Raw genomic sequence first — 13,401 nt, 5'->3', positions numbered from 1 at the left:
CACTGATGCCGATGCATTTTCCCGTCTTTTCCGCCCATTCTGTCGGCCCCGTGCAGGTGAGCGGTTGGCAAGGCGGGTTTTTTGGCCTTAGACAGTGTCTCATGTGTCTCCTACAAGGCTGGGCCATCCTCTTTCTATGACTTCGCAGACCGATCTTGCCGCGCTGCTGTGTTCGCGCCTGTGCCACGACATGCTCTCGCCTGTCGGGGCGCTGGCCAACGGGCTGGAATTACTCGCAGAGGAGCAGGACCCCGAAATGCGCGCGCGCTGCATGGAACTGCTCGAACAATCGGCGCGGGTCAGCACCGACAAGCTGAAGTTCTTCCGCCTCGCCTTCGGTGCAGCGGGCGGGTTTGGCGAGGCGATCCCGATGGACGAAGCCAAGGCGGTGATCGATGCGCTCGCCGCCGGGGGCAAGCGGGTCGAGATCAACTGGGCGATCACCGATCCCAGCCTGCCCAAGCCTGCGGTCAAGGTACTGCTCAACCTCGCGCAGATTGCACTGGATGCGCTGGTGCGCGGGGGCACGCTGGATATCGGGGCCGAGCGGCGCGACGGGGCGGTCGAGATCGTGGCGCGCGCCCGGGGTGACCGGATCGCCTTCGATGAAACCATCGGCCGCGCGTTGCAGGGCGATCTGGCGCAGGCCGAGATCACCAGCCGCACCGCCGCCGCGCACATGATCGCGCTGGTGGCCGAGGAACTGGACGGCGGATTGCAATACAAGCTCGGGGAGGGGGTGCTGGTGCTTGGCGCCGTGCTGCCCGAGCCCGATGGCTTGATAGGCTAAGGCCGGGTCGATGCTGGGGGGCAAAGGACCGGGAGGCGACGAGGAACTGGTACACCGTGAGGTTCCCTCGCCCAATCACAATGAACGAAACCTGCCCATCAGTATGGTGGTGCTGCACTACACCGAGATGAAGCCGGTCGAGACCGCGCTTGAACGGATGTGCGATCCCGCCGCTTCGGTCAGCGCGCATTACTGCATTACCGAGGAAGGCGAGGTGATCCGGCTGGTGCCCGAAGAGCGCCGCGCCTGGCACGCGGGCCAGAGCTTTTGGCGCGGCCTGCCGGATGTGAACTCGGCCAGCATCGGGATCGAGCTGGATCATCCAGGCCACGCGCTCGGCTACCGATCGTTTGCCGAACCGCAGATCCTGGCGTTGATCCCGCTGCTGTCGCGGATCGTGCGGCGCTACAACATCCCGCGGGCCAATGTCGTCGGACATTCCTGCGTCGCGCCGATGCGCAAGATCGATCCGGGCGAACTGTTCCCGTGGGAGCGGCTGGCTGAATACAAGCTGTGCCTGCCGCGCCCCACAAGCCTGGCGGCGGGCGATCCGTTCCACAACGAAAGCGCGTTCTTCCTCGCGCTCGAACGGTTCGGGTACGACATCACCGATCAGCGCAAGGCGGTGGAAGCGTTCGAGCGGCGCTGGCGGCCCGAATGCATCACCGGCGTGGTCGACGGCGAGATTGCCGCGATCCTGTGGCAATTGCTGCTCGACCGCGATCAGGGGCGCACGCGATAAGGCGGGGCTTTCCTACGGGGTGAACAGCGCCTATATGCCCGTTCGTCAGGGGGCCTGAGGCAGCCGCGTGTCCGTTTTGCGAAAGCAGGGGGACGCCGAGGAAAGTCCGGGCTCCACGAAACAAGGGTGGCGGGTAACGCCCGCCGGTCTCCCTTCGGGGAGGCAAGGGAAAGTGCCACAGAGAGCAAACCGCCGATGGCTCCTCGCAAGAGGCGCACAGGCAAGGGTGAAAGGGTGCGGTAAAAGCGCACCGGGGGGCTGGCAACAGCAACCGCATGGCAAACCCCACCCGGAGCAAGGCCGAATAGGGGCCGCGTGCTCGCCGCAAGGTGGGCAGGGGTGTTTCGCCCCGAGCAGGCCCGGGTTGGCTGCTAGAGCGCAGGAGCAATCCTGCGCCCAGATGAATGGCTGCCACCGCGCGGCTGATGCCCCCGAAGTGATTTGGCGGGCAAATCGCGCGCGGATACAGAACCCGGCTTATGACGGCCCCCTGATATGGGTTTTGTGTTCCGCAGCCCTCCGGGCTGCGAAATCCTCGCTCACGCGACCTGAAGGTCGCGCCGCTGCGGGCGGCCTTGCAGGTGTGCTTTGCACGTCTGCGCCTTCGGCTTCGACTCCGGCCTTGCAGCCCGCCTCCGGCAGGTCGATCTGCGAATGCCTTCCCGGCGGTATGCGTAATTACACCCTACCTACGCTCACGTAGGTGAAGCCCGCTGCCTTCATGTCATCAGGCTTGTAGACGTTCCGCAGGTCGACCATCACCGGAGCATTGGCCAGATCCTTGACCCGCTTCAGGTCGAGCGCGCGGAAGGCATCCCATTCGGTCACGATCACCACCACGTCCGCGCCTTCGATCGCCTCGTAGGCATTGTCGCACATGATGACGTCAGGCAGCAACGGACGGGCCTGCTCCATGCCTTCAGGATCGTAGGCAGCTACCGCCACGCCTGCGTCCATCAGGGTCTGCGCCACCGCGATCGAAGGCGAATCGCGCATGTCATCGGTGTTGGGCTTGAACGTCAGGCCGAGCAGCGCCGCCTTCTTGCCGCGCGCCGCCTCGACCCCGCCGAGCGCATCGACCACCTTGCGGCCCATCGCCCGCTTGCGGCTGTCGTTGACCTTGACCACCGCCTCGACGATCCGCGTGGGGCTGTCGTAATCCTCGGCGGTCTTGAGCAGGGCGAGGGTGTCCTTGGGGAAGCACGATCCGCCGTAACCGGGGCCGGCATGGAGGAACTTGGAGCCGATGCGGTTGTCCATCCCAATCCCGCGCGACACGTCCTGCACGTTCGCGCCGACCTTCTCGCACAGATCGGCCATTTCGTTGATGAAGGTGATCTTGGTCGCAAGGAAGGCGTTGGCGGCGTATTTGATCAGTTCGCTGGTCCGCCTGGAGGTGAACAGTATGGGAGATTCGTTGAGGAACAGCGGGCGATAGACTTCGCGCATCACTTCGCGCCCGAAATCGTCCTCGGCCCCGATCACGATCCGGTCGGGTCGCTTGAAATCGGTGATCGCCGCGCCTTCGCGCAAGAATTCGGGGTTGGAGACCACGGCGAACCGATACGCGGTGCCGGTGTCGCCGATAATCCGCTCCACCTCGTCCCCGGTGCCGACGGGTACGGTCGACTTGGTGACGATCACCGCATCGTTCGCGAGGCTCTCTCCCACTTCGCGCGCGACCGCATGAACGAAGGTGAGGTCGGCATGGCCGTCCCCCCGGCGGCTGGGTGTGCCGACCGCGATAAAGATCGCATCGGCGCCCTTGATCCCTTCGGCCAAGCTGGTGGTGAAGGCCAGCCGCCCGGATTTGACGTTGCTTTCGACCAACGCATCGAGCCCGGGTTCATAGATCGGCATGACCCCGGCATGCAGACGATCGATCTTCGCCTGATCCTTGTCGATGCAGACGACGTCATGTCCGAAATCGGCAAAGCAGGCTCCCGAAACGAGCCCGACATAGCCCGAACCGACCATCGCAATCTTCATGAAAAGCTGTCCTTGTGCGAAACGTCACCATATCGCCCGCGACCAGAGCGGCGCGGCTAGATTGCCCGATCACCGTGGAAGATTTCCACAGGTCCAACAGTGCTGGAACAGGTCTGAATAACCCGCCGCTGGTCGCCTTCGAGCACGAGCGCTGTAAGCACACCCGAACGAAAAGCGCCAGTATCAATTCCGATGCGATTACCGCAGTCCATCACCCGGTCGAAGATCGTATGACCATGCACTACCACCTTTTCGAGCGGGCCTTCGTGGTTGAGAAAGCGCTCGCGGATCCACAGCAGATCGCTGCGCTTCTGTTCATTAAGCGGTCGGTCGGGGTCGATCCCGGCATGGACGAAAACGTAATCGCCCGCTCGGATCATCGTTTCGAAATTCGCAATGTATTCGCGTTCGGATTCCGGGACTAGCGCGGGCAGCCGCTCGAACAGCTCCTCCAGCGAAAGCGTGGCATATTGCTTCTTCGACAGGCCATAGCTCAGCACGGTTTCACGCCCACCATGCTTGAGGAAATGGCGCAGGGCCTCGGGCTTTTCGAAAGCGGCGAGGAACATTTCCTCGTGATTGCCCGCCAGCACACGCACCTTGCGGGCTTGCTGCCATTTGCGGGTGCGGGCAATCACTCCGGCACTGTCGGGGCCGCGATCAACGAGATCGCCGAGCAGCACGATCCGGGTATCGGCCGGGCTGGCGTTGCAGTCGTCGTCCTCGATCGCATCGATCATCGCCCCGTAAAGGTCGATCCGCCCATGAATATCGCCGATGACATAGTAGCGCGTGCCATCTGGCACCGCGGGAAGGCGCGGTGCCTGACGGGGACGGAACATTTCGCGTAGCCGTTCGAACATTGGTTCGCTGGTGACCCTGTGAGCGGAGGCGGCAGGATGGGATCCGGTGCGTGCCAGCCCGCCTGCCGCGAGACGCCGGCCTCTACCGCCGGAATCGCCGATCCGCAACCAAACGACCGGCCATTGCGCCGGAGAGTGGCAATTGTGCGTCAAAGGCAGCAGTGGCGCAATATGCAGGAACCATCTTGCGTCACTGAACCTTCATATGTATGAAGATTGCAATCCGGTGGGGGTTGTTCGTAACAAAGAAACGACGGCCGGATTCGCAGGCGGGACAGCAAAACAACACAACAGGAAGCTGTCATGTCCAAAATCGCACTCCGCGGCCTCTCCGCCGCCACTCTCGCATATTGTCTTTGTTCCGCGCCAATGGCGTTCGCCCAAGAGTCGGGTGATGCCGCGCCGGAGTCCGAAAAGACTGAGGCCGTATCGTCCGATACGTTTGCTCTGGAATCGTCTGGATCGTCCGCTTCGGCGGTTCTGGTGCCGCTGCCGGCGCTTTCCGGGACGCGGGCAATCGCTCCGATTCCGGCAACCGTCAGCCACGCCGCAGATGAGGACGCTTCATCCGCGATCACCGTTTCGGGCAGCGCGACGCTGACGTCCGATTACCGGTTCCGTGGCGTGTCCCAGACGGATGAGGGCATGGCCGTGCAAGGCGGGATCACCATTTCCCACGAAAGCGGGTTCTATGTCGGAACCTGGGGTTCGAACCTGGCCGGCTGGGGCACCTTCGGCGGCACCAACATGGAACTCGATCTCATCGCCGGATTTGCCTTCCCGGTGGGTGAGGGCACGCTCGACACGGGGGTCGTGTGGTTCATGTACCCAAGCGGTGCCGACACCACCGATTTCGCAGAGCTGTATGCCCGCTTGTCGGGCGACGTCGGGCCGATTTCGCTGACGGCAGGCATTGCCTATGCGCCCAATCAGGAAGCCTTGGGCAAGGTGTTCCTGACCGGCGCCGCCGCCGCTGCCGGCCTGCCCGACGATCTGGGTGACAAGGAAGACAACCTCTACCTGTCGGGCGACGCGGTCTATGCCATCGGCGATTCGCCGGTCAGCCTCAAGGCGCACCTCGGCTATTCGGACGGCAATGCAGGGCTTGGCCCGAACGGCACCAGCATCGCGCCCACCGGCACCTATTTTGACTGGTCGCTGGGCGTCGATGTCGCACCGATCGAGGGGCTGACCTTGTCGGCCTCCTATATCGATACCGACATTTCGGCGGCTGACGGGGCCTACCTTCTGCCCAACTTTGCGACTCTGGCAGGCGGTCAGATCGCCGATGCGACGATCGTGTTCTCGGTCACCGCTTCGTTCTGATCAGATGTGGGGGCGCGGCAGGCACGCTGCGCCCCTCCTCACCTATCTCAATCGAGCGAGAAGCTGACGGTGGTGACCACCCGAACCTTCTTGTAGGGGCTGTCCGCCATTCCCCATCCCCCAGCCTCGCCGTCGCGCGCTTCGATGGTGAAATACCCCTGCGTTGCGTCACGGATCTTGCCGACGCCCGACCCTGAATCCTCGGCGAATTGCTGCGCCGAAGCGCGTGCATCCCTGGTCGCCTCGGCCACCATTTCGGGCTTGATGTCGTTGAGGCCGGTGAAGGTGTAGCTCATCCCCGAACCCTCCTCCAGAAACACGCCGCGCCCGACCAGATCGAACTGGCGGGCCACCGCCCTTTGCGCGCGGGCGATGTCTTCGCTGCGCAAGGCGAGCCGCTGGCGCACGGTGTAGGTCGTCACGCCTTCATTGGTGTAGCTGGCGACATTTGCGCCGGTCGGTTGCAGCGCTTCGGCGGGAAAGCCCAGATCCTTGAAGAAGCCCTCGATCGCCTGCGTGTCGCGGCGCACCTTGTCCTGCGCTTGGGCGAGGCTGGTCGAACTGGCGGAATACGCAATTGTCCAAGTGGCAAGATCGGCGGTAACATCGCGTTCAGCAAGGCCGCGCACCGTCACCGCTCGTTCGGCATCCTTCGCGCGCAATAGACCGTTACCGAGCAGGTATCCGCCCGCAGTCATGCCGATCGCAAGGATGGCCGCCGTGCCCAGCCAGCGCAGCGTGGCGGGCTCGCCCATGGCACGGCCCGGCCCATTCACCGGTTGCACTTCATCGCTGCTCATCGCATGATTCCCCTCATGGAGTTGATGCGACGAGTTGTGCATTAGCGTCGATGAACCGTTTTTGAATGGAAATACTCATGGTCAAGTTTCTCCACGCGATGATTCGCGTCGCCGACCCGGACGCGGCGGTTGCATTCTTCAGGCTCATCGGTTTGGAGGAGGTGCGGCGCTTCGATGTCGAGGCGGGGCGGTTCACGCTGATCTTCCTCGCCGCGCCGGGGCAGGAAGGCCTCGCCGAAGTCGAACTGACCTACAACTGGCCCGCGCAGGACGGCGCCCCGCCAGAGGAATACACCGGCGGCCGCAATTTCGGTCACCTCGCCTACCGGGTCGATGACATCTATGAGACCTGCCAGCGATTGAAGGATGCCGGACACACCATCCACCGCCCCCCGCGCGACGGACACATGGCCTTCGTGAAATCACCGGACGGGGTTTCGGTGGAGTTGCTGCAGGAAGGGCATCTTGAGCCGGCCGAACCTTGGGCCAGCATGGAGAATGTCGGCAGCTGGTAAGCAAGCGGCATAACGCGCTCGATCAAAGTAAACGCGCCCTAAACTATCAAAATACATTTCAAAAGTGCACGCTTGTTGCCAGCTGTGGACGGGCGCGGTAGTCTGATGACTTACGCGGGGAGAGGGGGTCGCCTTGTCCATCGGAGATCTTGGGCCGTGGCAGCTATTTGCGCTGCTGCAGCACGAATTATTGCTTTTTGCCGGGATCTTTTCCTGATCGGTGCGGCCGACGATCTGGTGGTCGACGGGCTCTGGCTGTGGCTTCGGTTCAGTGGCAGGGCAGTGACCGGGCAGCGCCCGCGCGAAGTGCTCCGCCATCGACCGCTTCATGCACCGGCAGCCGTGCTGATCCCCGCTTGGCAGGAAGCCGCTGTGATCGGCGATACCATCGCGCACCTTCTGGCAAGCTGGCCGCAACGCGAGCTACGCGTCTATGTCGGCTGTTATCGCAACGATCCCGCCACGCTTGCCGCTGCCATCAGCGCGGCGGCGGGCGATGCTCGCCTGCGGTTGGTGATCCACGATCGCGACGGGCCGAGCACCAAGGCCGATTGCCTCAACCGCCTGTATGCCGCGCTGGTGACGGACGAGGCCCGTTCCGGCCGCCGGTTCGCCATGGTGGTGTTTCACGATGCCGAGGACATGGTCGATCCGGCGGCGCTGGCCTTGCTTGACGAGGGCGTGGCGGGCGGCGCCGACTTCGTGCAGCTTCCGGTCGAGCCGCTGGTGCAGCGCCATGGCACATGGCTGGCGAACAATCTGGGCAGCCATTACTGCGAGGAATTCGCCGAGGCGCATGGCAAGGCGATGGTGGTGCGCGATTGGCTGGGCGCGGGATTGCCGGGGGCGGGTGTGGGCTGCGCTGCGGCGCGCGGCGCGCTCGAACGGCTTGCACGAGCGCGGCCCGACGCGCAGCCCTTCGCCAGCGAATCCCTGACAGAAGATTATGAACTCGGGCTCGGCATCGCTGCGCAGGGCGGGCGTTGCCGTTTCATGCGGGTGCGCGGGGATGATGGGCGGCTGGTGGCGACGCGGGCGCTGTTCCCCGATCGGTTTGATCACGTCGTGCGACAGAAAAGCCGATGGGTGCTGGGAATCGCCTTGCAAGGCTGGGACCGGGTCGGCTGGAGCGGCGGCCTGCTCGAAGGCTGGATGCGCGCGCGCGACCGGCGCGGGCCGCTGGCGGCGCTGGTGCTGCTGACCGGCTATGCGCTGGTGGTGCTGACCATGCTCGGCGGCGTGGCGATCCTTGTCGGCGTGGGCGAGCCAGTGCCGATCAGCCCTTTTCTGGCGTTCCTGCTCATTGCCAATCTCGCTGCATTCGGCTGGCGTGCAGTCATGCGGTTCGCCTTTGCCGCACGCGAATACGGGCCGGCAGAGGCCTTTCGCGCAGTGCTGCGTCTGCCGCTGGCCAATGTCGTGGCGATCATTGCCGGACGCCGCGCGGTGTTCGCCTATGCCCGCACGATCGGCGGGCGGGCGGCGGCATGGGACAAGACCGAGCACGACGTGCATCCGCTGCGGCTGCGTCTGGCCACCGGAGCGGCCGCGCAGTGAAGCCTGCGAACGGAGCTGTTCAGGCACGCGGCGCACCATTGGCGATGATGGCGCTGCTGCTGGCTGCATGGATCGGCGCGCGGGTGGTGGTTTGGGAAAGCCCGTTTCCGGCAAGTGCAGCATTGCTGCCTGCCGCGCTGATGCCATTTGCCGGGGCTGAACCGCCGACCATCCGGCAAGCCTCCCTGCCGGTCGCTCAGGACGAAGACACGGATTTTGCGGCGAAGCTTGCGGTCTCGACTGCTCCTGCTCGACTCGCGCGTTCGGACAGCGCGTTGATGCTGCTCGGCAGCGGCCTTTCGGTCGGCATGGATCCGGGCTTTGCCGCAGGCCACCAACTGCTGTGGCGCAAGGGAATGGGTACTTCCCTTGCGCCGACACCGCGCCTGTCTGCGTTTGCGGGCGAAGCGGGTGGCAACAATCCGCCGTTTCTGCCGCCGGGTCCGGCCCTGACCGGCGCCCCGCGCGCCGGGCGCTGGTCGCTGGATGCCTGGGGCTTTTGGCGGCAGGGTTCGGACGCGGCGCCGATCTCTCAGGGACGGGTGCCGATCTACGGCGCGAGCCAAGTGGGCGCGGTGCTGCAATTCCGCCTTGCCCCGGCGAACGCGCGTGATCCGACGCTTTACGCGCGCGCCTATCGCGCTTTGGTGCAGCGCGGGGAGAGCGAACTGGCGCTGGGGACATCGGCCCGGCCGCTGGCGCACGTGCCGGTGCGGGTGTTCGGCGAGGTGCGGGTGACAGATGGCGCGTTCCGCAATCAGGTGCGCCCTTCCGCCTTCGCCGTAACCGAGTTCGCGCCGCTTACGCTGCCGCTCGGCACCCGGCTCGAAACTTATGCCCAGGCAGGATGGGTCGGCGGGGTGGACGACACCTTCTTCGCCGATGGTCAGGCAAGCGTGACGCGCGAGATCGACGCAATCGCCAATGCCGCCGACAATGCGGTGAGGCTGAGCGTGGGCGCGGGCGCATGGGGCGGGGCGCAGGAAGGTGCGCACCGGGTCGATCTCGGCCCAACGATACGGCTCGACATGACCTTGGGCGAATTGCCTGCGCGCCTCTCGGTCGACTGGCGCGAGCGGGTGGGGGGCGATGCCGGGCCGGGCTCGGGCGTGGCCGTGACGCTATCGACCCGGTTCTGATCGGCGACAATTCGGCAACGCGGCGCCGATAATCGACGGGGATGCGCATCCAGCGCGGCTTTTATCCACGGCCCGGCTCGGCTAATCGCACGGGCATGGACGTTTACCTGCCCATCGCGAATCTATCGGTCAACGGCCTCTTCATCGTGCTTTTGGGCGGGCTGACGGGCATTCTTTCCGGCCTGTTCGGCGTGGGCGGCGGATTTCTGACCACCCCGTTGCTGATTTTCTACGGCATCCCCCCCACGGTCGCCGCAGCTTCGGCTGCGACGCAGGTGACCGGGGCGAGCGTTTCGGGCGTGCTCGCCCATTCGCGCCGCAACGGGGTCGATTACCGGATGGGCACCGTGATGGTCGGCGGCGGCGTGGTGGGCGCGCTGATGGGCGCTGTCCTGTTCCGGCTGCTCCAGGCGCTCGGCCAGATCGATGTGGTGATCAACATTCTTTATGTGCTGATGCTCGGCTCGATCGGCACGCTGATGCTGCGTGAGGCGATCGGCACGCTCCGCCCGTCCAGCCCGGGCAAGGGCGCCGCGTCGGCGCGCAAGCGGCGCCATCACCCGCTGGTGGCGAGCCTGCCCTATCGCTGGCGGTTCTATGCTTCGGGTTTGTATATTTCGCCGCTGGCGCCGCTGATCCTCGGGATGCTGGTCGGCATTCTGACCATGCTGATGGGGGTGGGCGGCGGGTTCCTGCTGGTCCCGGCGATGCTCTATATCCTCGGCATGAGCGGCAATGTCGTGGTCGGCACCTCATTGTATCAGATCCTGTTCGTGACGATGGTCACCACCATGACCCATGCGCTGACCACCAAGGCGGTCGACATCGTGCTGGCCGCGTTGCTGCTGCTGGGTTCGGTGCTGGGCGCCCAATTCGGCACGCAGATCGCATTGAAGGCCCGGCCCGAATACCTGCGCCTCGCGCTTGCCACGCTGGTGTTGGTGATCGCGCTGCGGATGCTTTACGGGCTGGGGGTGCAGCCTGACGAAATCTACACGGTAGCCCCCCTGTGACGCGTTTGTTGACCGCGCTGCTGTTGCTGGTTGTGTTGCTTGCTGCGCCGCCGCTCTCCGCCCAGCGCGAGCCGATTCTGGTGCCCGAAGTGAGCCAGTCGCGGATCGAGGTGCGGCAAGGCTTCACCGGCGCCAACCTGCTGCTCTATGGCGCGGTTATCGCCCCGCCAGGCGCTGCGGAGGAGTACGACATCGTGGTCGTGCTCAAAGGGCCGGCCGAACCGGTCCGCATCCGCGAGAAGGAACGTCTCGCAGGCATCTGGATGAACGCCGGCGCGAGCGATTTCCGGTCCGCCCCTTCGTTCTTCGCGGTCGCCTCCTCGCGCCCCATCGACGAGATCGTGGATGAACGCACGGCGGCGATTTACGAGCTGGGCACGGATTTCATCCAGCTATCGCCCTCCGGTCAGATCGATCCGCAAGAACAGGCGCGCTTCGCCAGCGGTCTGGTGCAACTGCGGCAGAAGCAGGGGCTTTATCAGGAAGACCCGCAGGGCGTGCGGATCAGCGAAGGTGTGTTGTATCAGGCGCGGATCGCACTGCCCTCGAATGTGGTCACCGGGCGCTACACCGCCGAAACCTTCGCGATTGCCCGTGGCCGCGTGCTGGCGAGTGCGACCGCACAGATCGAAGTCGAGAAAGTCGGGCTGGAAGGTCAGGTGGTGGCTTCCGCTCAGCGCTGGTCGTTCCTTTACGGGCTCGGCGCGATCGCCCTTTCGCTGGTGATGGGCTGGCTCGCCGGAAGGCTGTTCGCCCGTGGCTGACAGGTAGCAGCGTTGACCCGATATTAACCCCGGTCCCCGTATCTGCGCAGTCAGTTGTTGCAGTTGGTGCAGGGAAGGGTAGGCATGGCCGATCTTGGCGGGCAGAATTTCGAACGCTCCACCGGCCCGGCGCTGGCGGCGGAGGATGACGCCCCACCCGCGAGCGGTGCGCTGGTCGACAATTCCCGCTTGCCGATCGGCGTGGTGCTGGAGATTTCGGGCTCCGGCTCGCAGATCGCTTTCGACCTGCAGCGCATCAACGAATGCATGCAGGATGCCGATCCGTCCGTGGCATTGGCCGGGCAGGTCGGCAGCCAGATCAAGATCCGCGTCGGCGATGCATGGCTCCTCGCCAATGTCCGCGATCAGCGCAAGGATCGCCGCACCGATGGCGGGATCATCGCCCATATCGACTTTCTGGGCGAAGGCGGCGAGGAGAAGCTGACGGGCCGCATCCACGGGTTCAAGCGCGGGGTGACGCGTTACCCGGTGCCGGGTGCAATGTGCTATCCGGCCACCACCCGCGATCTCGAACAGATCTACGCCAGCGACGGGCGCGCCAGCATCACCGTGGGCAAGGTGTTTCCCACCCGCGATATCCGCGCCGGACTGTACATCGATGCGATGCTGGGCAAGCATTTCGCCCTGCTTGGATCGACCGGCACCGGCAAATCGACCAGTGCTGCGCTGATCCTGCACCGCATCTGCGAGGCCGCGCCCAAGGGTCACATCGTGATGATCGACCCGCACGGCGAATACGCCGCCGCGTTCCGCCAGACCGGCCAGATCCTCGACGTGTCCAATCTGCAGATGCCCTATTGGCTGATGAACTTCGAAGAACACTGCGAAGTGCTGCTGTCGGGCAGCGGCAATGACCGTCAGACCGACACAGATATTCTTGCCAAGTGCCTGCTGGCCGCCCGGTCCAAAAACCGGCTGGCGCAGACGATGGGCAAGATCACCGTGGATTCGCCGATTCCCTACCTGCTGTCCGACCTCGGCAACATCATCCAGGACGAGATGGGCAAGCTCGACAAGGCCACATCCTCCGCACCGTTCATGCGGATCAAGGGCAAGCTTGACGAGATCAAGGCCGATCCGCGCTACCAGTTCATGTTCTCAGGGATGCTGGTCGGCGATACGATGGCGGATTTCATCGGCAAGGTGTTCCGCATGCCCGGCAATGGCAAACCGATCTCGATCATCGACGTGTCGGGCGTGCCATCGGACATCACCTCGACCGTGGTCGCGGTGCTTTCTCGTCTGGTGTTCGACTTCGCCATCTGGGGCCGCGAGGAAAAGACCCGTCCGGTGCTGCTGGTGTGCGAGGAAGCGCACCGTTACGTGCCCAACGAGAAAAACGCCGATGGTTCCTCGGTCGGCAAGATTCTCAGCCGGATTGCCAAGGAAGGGCGCAAATACGGCATCAGCCTCGGCCTTATCACCCAGCGTCCCTCCGATCTGGCCGAAGGCGTGCTGTCGCAGTGCGGCACGATCATCTCGATGCGCCTCAACAACGACCGCGATCAGGCTTTCGTGAAAGCCGCCATGCCCGAAGGCGCGCGCGGGTTTCTCGATTCGATCCCGGCGCTACGCAACCGTGAATGCATCATTTGCGGCGAGGGCGTGGCGATCCCGATCCGCGTGACCTTCGATAACCTCGAGGAACACAAGCGCCCGGCATCGGAAGATCCCAGCTTCTCCGAATTGTGGAGCAAGGACGGCGGCGAGGAAGAACTGGTCCAACGTGTGGTGATGCGCTGGAGGAGTCAGGGTTGATGCCCTTGTGTTCCGCACCGCGTCCGCGGTGCGAAATCCTCGCTCACGCGGCCTGAAGGCCGCATCGCTGCGAGCGCGCAGTCGCGCTTGCGGTCGCTGACGCGACCGGAGTTGCGCCAATCTC

At 64.5% G+C, this 13,401-nt stretch carries 12 protein-coding genes and 1 other RNA gene; 10 read left to right on the top strand and 3 right to left on the bottom strand.

Annotation, left to right across the window (positions count from 1 at the left end):
* Positions 1-136: 136 nt before the first annotated feature.
* From J3454_RS14070 to rnpB, 3 genes are all read left to right on the top strand, one after another.
* Positions 137-790 carry a histidine phosphotransferase family protein gene (locus tag J3454_RS14070; RefSeq protein ID WP_349514389.1) on the top strand — a complete coding sequence of 218 codons (654 nt, stop codon included), beginning with the start codon at positions 137-139 and terminating at the stop codon, positions 788-790.
* 10 nt (positions 791-800) lie between these two features.
* Positions 801-1,532: an N-acetylmuramoyl-L-alanine amidase gene (locus J3454_RS14065; protein ID WP_349514388.1), complete on the top strand. Its 732-nt coding sequence runs from the start codon at positions 801-803 to the stop codon at positions 1,530-1,532.
* 47 nt (positions 1,533-1,579) lie between these two features.
* Positions 1,580-2,028: RNase P RNA component class A (rnpB, locus tag J3454_RS14060), an RNA gene on the top strand.
* Between the two features lie 182 nt (positions 2,029-2,210).
* Here rnpB and J3454_RS14055 read toward each other — a convergent pair.
* Positions 2,211-3,521 carry a UDP-glucose dehydrogenase family protein gene (locus J3454_RS14055; RefSeq protein WP_349514387.1) on the bottom strand — a complete coding sequence of 437 codons (1,311 nt, stop codon included), beginning with the start codon at positions 3,519-3,521 and terminating at the stop codon, positions 2,211-2,213.
* A gap of 56 nt (positions 3,522-3,577) precedes the next feature.
* Entirely contained in the window at positions 3,578-4,384 is an 807-nt protein-coding gene (locus J3454_RS14050) for a metallophosphoesterase family protein (RefSeq protein WP_349514386.1), read from the bottom strand.
* A 369-nt stretch (positions 4,385-4,753) separates the two neighbouring features.
* Here J3454_RS14050 and J3454_RS14045 point away from each other — a divergent pair, with 369 nt between their 5' ends.
* Complete coding sequence (locus J3454_RS14045) at positions 4,754-5,710, top strand: TorF family putative porin (protein ID WP_349514385.1); 957 nt, start codon at positions 4,754-4,756, stop codon at positions 5,708-5,710.
* 47 nt (positions 5,711-5,757) lie between these two features.
* On the opposite strand, the gene J3454_RS14040 is transcribed toward J3454_RS14045, so the two are convergent.
* On the bottom strand, positions 5,758-6,510 hold the full coding sequence (locus J3454_RS14040; RefSeq protein ID WP_502878603.1) for an SIMPL domain-containing protein: 753 nt from the start codon (positions 6,508-6,510) through the stop codon (positions 5,758-5,760).
* Positions 6,511-6,587: 77 nt separating this feature from the next.
* On the opposite strand from J3454_RS14040, the gene J3454_RS14035 reads away from it, so the two are divergent.
* The 6 genes from J3454_RS14035 (at position 6,588) to J3454_RS14010 (ending at position 13,277) form a co-directional block, all read left to right on the top strand.
* The gene (locus J3454_RS14035; protein ID WP_349514384.1) at positions 6,588-7,025 is read left to right on the top strand and encodes a VOC family protein; all 438 of its coding nucleotides are present in this window, start codon (positions 6,588-6,590) and stop codon (positions 7,023-7,025) included.
* A gap of 105 nt (positions 7,026-7,130) precedes the next feature.
* Positions 7,131-8,582 carry a glycosyl transferase family protein gene (locus J3454_RS14030; protein ID WP_502878602.1) on the top strand — a complete coding sequence of 484 codons (1,452 nt, stop codon included), beginning with the start codon at positions 7,131-7,133 and terminating at the stop codon, positions 8,580-8,582.
* Entirely contained in the window at positions 8,579-9,721 is a 1,143-nt protein-coding gene (locus J3454_RS14025; RefSeq protein WP_349514382.1) for a hypothetical protein, read from the top strand. Before J3454_RS14030 ends, J3454_RS14025 begins: the two co-directional genes overlap by 4 nt.
* Before the next feature lie 95 nt (positions 9,722-9,816).
* Positions 9,817-10,734, top strand: coding sequence for a sulfite exporter TauE/SafE family protein (locus J3454_RS14020; RefSeq protein WP_349514381.1), 918 nt, complete (start codon positions 9,817-9,819; stop codon positions 10,732-10,734).
* Positions 10,731-11,498, top strand: a complete 768-nt coding sequence (locus J3454_RS14015) for a TIGR02186 family protein (RefSeq protein WP_502878601.1) — start codon at positions 10,731-10,733, stop codon at positions 11,496-11,498. Before J3454_RS14020 ends, J3454_RS14015 begins: the two co-directional genes overlap by 4 nt.
* Positions 11,499-11,582: 84 nt before the next feature.
* Positions 11,583-13,277 carry an ATP-binding protein gene (locus J3454_RS14010; RefSeq protein ID WP_349514380.1) on the top strand — a complete coding sequence of 565 codons (1,695 nt, stop codon included), beginning with the start codon at positions 11,583-11,585 and terminating at the stop codon, positions 13,275-13,277.
* Positions 13,278-13,401: the final 124 nt, after the last annotated feature.

Source organism: Erythrobacter sp. NFXS35 (assembly GCF_040148725.1).
In the GTDB taxonomy this organism is placed as follows: domain Bacteria; phylum Pseudomonadota; class Alphaproteobacteria; order Sphingomonadales; family Sphingomonadaceae; genus Erythrobacter.
Note: the sequence above shows the minus strand (reverse complement) of the source record. Positions and strands in the feature narration are given on the sequence as shown.